Origin of the sequence: Burkholderia sp. E168m23, assembly GCF_016586125.1 — a bacterium.
In the GTDB taxonomy this organism is placed as follows: Bacteria; Pseudomonadota; Gammaproteobacteria; order Burkholderiales; family Burkholderiaceae; genus Burkholderia; species Burkholderia orbicola.
The window spans coordinates 1-3,916 of record NZ_BCPP01000691.1 but is presented as its reverse complement, the minus strand read 5'-3'; the positions used below and the strand labels follow the sequence as shown (position 1 = coordinate 3,916).

General features: G+C 67.6%; 4 protein-coding genes. 3 read left to right on the top strand and 1 reads right to left on the bottom strand.

Annotation, left to right across the window (positions count from 1 at the left end; genetic code table 11):
- Positions 1-622: DUF2891 family protein (locus JMF90_RS27605; protein ID WP_201325673.1), on the top strand; the 622-nt coding region annotated here is incomplete at its 5' end.
- 157 nt (positions 623-779) lie between these two features.
- Positions 780-1,841 (top strand): asparaginase, encoded by a 1,062-nt coding sequence (locus JMF90_RS27600; RefSeq protein WP_011548001.1) that lies wholly within the window; start codon positions 780-782, stop codon positions 1,839-1,841.
- A 242-nt stretch (positions 1,842-2,083) separates the two neighbouring features.
- Here the strand turns inward: JMF90_RS27600 and JMF90_RS27595 are convergent, their stop codons facing one another.
- Complete coding sequence (locus JMF90_RS27595) at positions 2,084-3,058, bottom strand: LysR family transcriptional regulator (RefSeq protein ID WP_011548000.1); 975 nt, start codon at positions 3,056-3,058, stop codon at positions 2,084-2,086.
- Positions 3,059-3,200: 142 nt separating this feature from the next.
- Between JMF90_RS27595 and JMF90_RS27590 the strand changes: the two genes are divergently transcribed.
- A partial coding sequence (locus JMF90_RS27590; protein WP_268906067.1) for a lyase family protein occupies positions 3,201-3,916 on the top strand: 716 nt, incomplete at its 3' end.

Sequence of the window (3,916 nt, the reverse complement as noted above, 5' to 3'; positions counted from 1 at the left end):
GCCGCAGGCCGCGCGCTGGGCGAAGACGCTGGCGCCGCTGGCCGACCTGTTCGTGTCGCGCTTCGAGACGTTCCTGCCGAAGGCGACCTATCCGCTGCGCGTCGGCACGCATTTCAACACCGCGTTCGCGCTGGCGCTCGCGCTCGATTTCGCCCGCGACACGCAGCGCGACGGGCTCGCGGCGCTGATCGTCGATACCGCGAAGCGCTGGCACCTGAACGACGTCGCATGCCAGGCGTGGGAGCCGTCGGGCGACGAATTCCTGTCGCCCGCGCTGATGGAAGCCGAACTGATGCGGAGGGTGCTGCCGGCCGCCGAATTCGACGGCTGGTTCGTGCGCTTCCTGCCCGATCTCGCGCAAGGCGAGCCGGCGACGCTGTTCGAGCCGGCGACGGTCAGCGACCGCAGCGACGGCAAGATCGCGCACCTCGACGGGCTGAACCTGAGCCGCGCGTGGTGCCAGCGTTCGCTGGCCGGCGCGCTGCCGGAAGGCGATGCGCGGCGCGCGAAGCTGCTCGATGCGGCCGATCGGCATCTCGCGAGCGCGCTCGCGCACGTGGCCGGCGATTACATGGGCGAGCACTGGCTCGCGACGTTCGCGTTGCTCGCGCTGGACGCGTAGCGCGCCATCGGGCTTTCGTGGAAGGCGACCGCCTTTGCGTCGTGCGCAACACCGCTTTCCACGACAGGGCCGACGCGCGGCGGCGACGACTCGCTACACTGCCGTACCGGTTGGACGGGCCCCGGCATCAGGCCCGCGAGCAAGGAGACAGAAGAGGATGGAGACCCCACGCGCAGCGGTCGTCACGTACCGCGGCAATGCGATCGAGAACACGCACGTCGCCCATGTGGCGGTCGTCGATGCACGCGGCCGGCTGCTGGCCCGGTTCGGCGATCCGTACCGGATGACGCTCGCGCGGTCGGCGGCCAAGCCGGCGCAGGCGCTGTCGGTGATCGAGACGGGCGCGCCGGAACGCTTCGGCTTCGACGACGCGGACATCGCGCTGATGTGCGCGTCGCACAGCAGCGAGGATCGTCACATCGAACGCACGCGCGCGATGCTCGCGAAGGTGGCCGCGCACGAATCGGATCTGCGCTGCGGCGGCCATCCGCCGTTGTCCGATGCGGTGTACCGGTCGTGGATCAAGCGCGATTACACGCCCACCGGCGTATGCAGCAACTGTTCGGGCAAGCATGTCGGGATGCTGGCCGGCGCGCAGGCGATCGGCGCGGCGATCGCCGATTATCATCTGCCCGACCATCCGATGCAGATGCGCGTGAAGCAGGTGGTGGCCGACGCGTGCGGCCTGCGCGACGATGAAGTCGACTGGGGCATCGACGGCTGCAACCTGCCGACGCCGGCGTTCTCGCTGGATCGGCTGGCGCGCCTGTACGCGTCGCTGGCCGACGGCGCGGACGCGGTGGAGGCGGGCGGCGCGGTGACCGAGCGGGTGCGCGCACTGGCGCGCATTCATCGTGCGATGACCGCCTATCCGGAACTGGTCGCGGGCGACGGACGCTATTGCACGGTGCTGATGAACGCGTTCGGCGGGCAGGTGGTCGGCAAGCTCGGCGCCGATGCGTGCTACGGGATCGGCGTGCGCGCGTCGGAACGCACGCGGCAACTCGGCGCGGATGGCGCGCTCGGCATCTCGGTGAAGATCGAGGACGGCAATCTCGACGTGCTCTACATGGTCGTCAGCGAAATCCTCGAGCGGCTGCGGATCGGCACGGCCGAGCAGCGCGCGCAACTGGCCGCGTTCCACCGGCCGCGGATGCTCAACACGCAGGGCGTCGAGTTCGGGCACGCGACGTTCCCGTTCGACTTGCAGGCGGCTTAGGGCCTGTTCACGCTAATAACGGGCCAGCCCCGCGAATGAATTTTTCCAAACAGGGGAACGTGCCTTTCCGCCCGCATGGCGGCGTCGTTCGTCGTTGCAATAGCTATGGCTATTGCGCCTCCTTTCTCCTTGCCCTGCGGGCGGAAAGGCACGTTCGCAAGCCCGTTATTAGCGTGAACAGGCCCTAACGCCGTCGCCGCGTCGATGCCGCCGGCCCGCGATCCGGGCCGCGCATCGGCGCGCTACGCGCGTGCGTCGCGAATCTTCGCCAGCTCCCGCTCCGACAGCTCGCCGATCTGCGCGAGGTGTTCCGCCAGAAAATCCTTGAGCACGCGCAGCTTCGCCGAGCTGCGCCGGTTCGCCAGATACGCGATGTAGATGTATTCGCCGGTCAGCCGGTTTTGCAGCCGGTAACGCGGCAGCACGGCTTCGAGCTGGCCGCTCGCGAGCAGGTCGCGTACCAGCCAGATCTCGAATTCCGCGATGCCGAGCCCCGCGCAGGTCGCTTCCAGCAGCAGCTCCGAGTGGTCGGTGACGAGGTTGCCGGCCGGCAGCACGCTGTGCTGCGTGTCGCCGCTCACGAGCGCCCAGCGCGGATCGCCTTCCGGGTGCACGTAGCGCAGGCAGTTGTGGTGCGTCAGGTCGTCCGGCGTTGCGGGGCGCCCGCAGCGATCGAGGTAGCCGGGCGTCGCGCACAGGATGCTGTCGTTGCGCGACAGCCGGTGGACGACCAGATTGTCCAGATAGTTCTCGCCTTCGTGGATGTCGAGGTCGAAGCCGCCCGCCACGAGGTCGTTGTGGTTGTCGGTGAGCCGCACGTCGAGCTGGATCGTCGGATAGCGAGCGAGAAACGGTGCGATCAGCGGCGCGAGATGACGGCGGCCGAACGCGACCGGCGCGGTGAGCTTCAGCGGGCCGCTCGGCTGCGCGTTCAGCTCGGCGACGACGCGCAGCGTGTCGTCGAGATCGGCGATCAGCGTGACCGCGCGCTCCAGGTAGATATGGCCGGCTTCGGTGAGCGTCACGCTGTGCGTGGAGCGGTGCAGCAGCGCGACGCCGAGCGCCTCCTCGATCGCCGTGACCTTGCGCGCGACGGTCGACGTCGATACGTGCATCTCCTTCGCGACCGCCGAAAAACTCCCTGTTTCGACCACCCGCACGAACGCGCGCATCGCGCCCAGATGATCGATGCCGGTTTCTCTCGCGCCTTTTTTCATTCGATTCTCGCTGTTGCGTCCCACGCAAAACCGCTTTCGATAATACAGAAGCGAGCTTGTTTTTGCAAAGGCATAGAATGCGAACCCGTCGCGTCGGGAAGCGGCGAACGACGAGCGGCACGAGACATCCAGGAGGGGCACGATGACCGAAAACGGCTTCCGCGTCGAAGCGGATCTTTTAGGCAAACGAAGTATTCCGGATGCCGCCTATTACGGCGTCCACACGCTGCGCGCGAAAGAGAATTTCGACATTTCCGGCCGCACCATTGCGTCGCTGCCGTACCTCGTGATGGCGCTCGCGTCCGTGAAGGAAGCGGCGGCCGACGCCAATTGCGAACTGGGGCTGCTGCCGCGGCCGTACCGCGATGCGATCGCCGCCGCGTGCGTCGAGATCCGCGAAGGGCGGCTGCACGACCAGTTCGTCGTCGACGTGATCCAGGGCGGCGCCGGCACGTCGACCAACATGAACGCGAACGAGGTGATCTGCAACCGCGCGCTCGAAATCATGGGGCACGCGCGCGGGCAGTACGAATACCTGCATCCGAACGAGCACGTCAATCTAGCGCAGAGCACCAACGACGTCTATCCCACCGCGATCCGCATCGCGACCTGCTTCGCGGTCGAGCACCTGCTCGAGGCGATGGCGCGGCTGCGCGATGCATTCGCGGAGCGCGCCGATGCGTTCGCCGGCTTGCTGAAGCTCGGCCGCACCCAATTGCAGGACGCGGTGCCGATGACGCTCGGCCAGGAATTCTCGACCTACGCGGTGATGCTGACGGAAGACATCGCGCGGCTGCAGGAGGCCGGCTGGCTGATCCGCGAGATCAACCTCGGCGCGACCGCGATCGGCACGGGCAT

Bases quoted from the DNA above. Each gene is read 5' to 3' on its own strand.
- JMF90_RS27600 (WP_011548001.1), top strand. From the start codon at position 780: ATGGAGACCCCACGCGCAGCGGTCGTCACGTACCGCGGCAATGCGATC.
- JMF90_RS27595 (WP_011548000.1), bottom strand. From the start codon at position 3,058: ATGAAAAAAGGCGCGAGAGAAACCGGCATCGATCATCTGGGCGCGATG.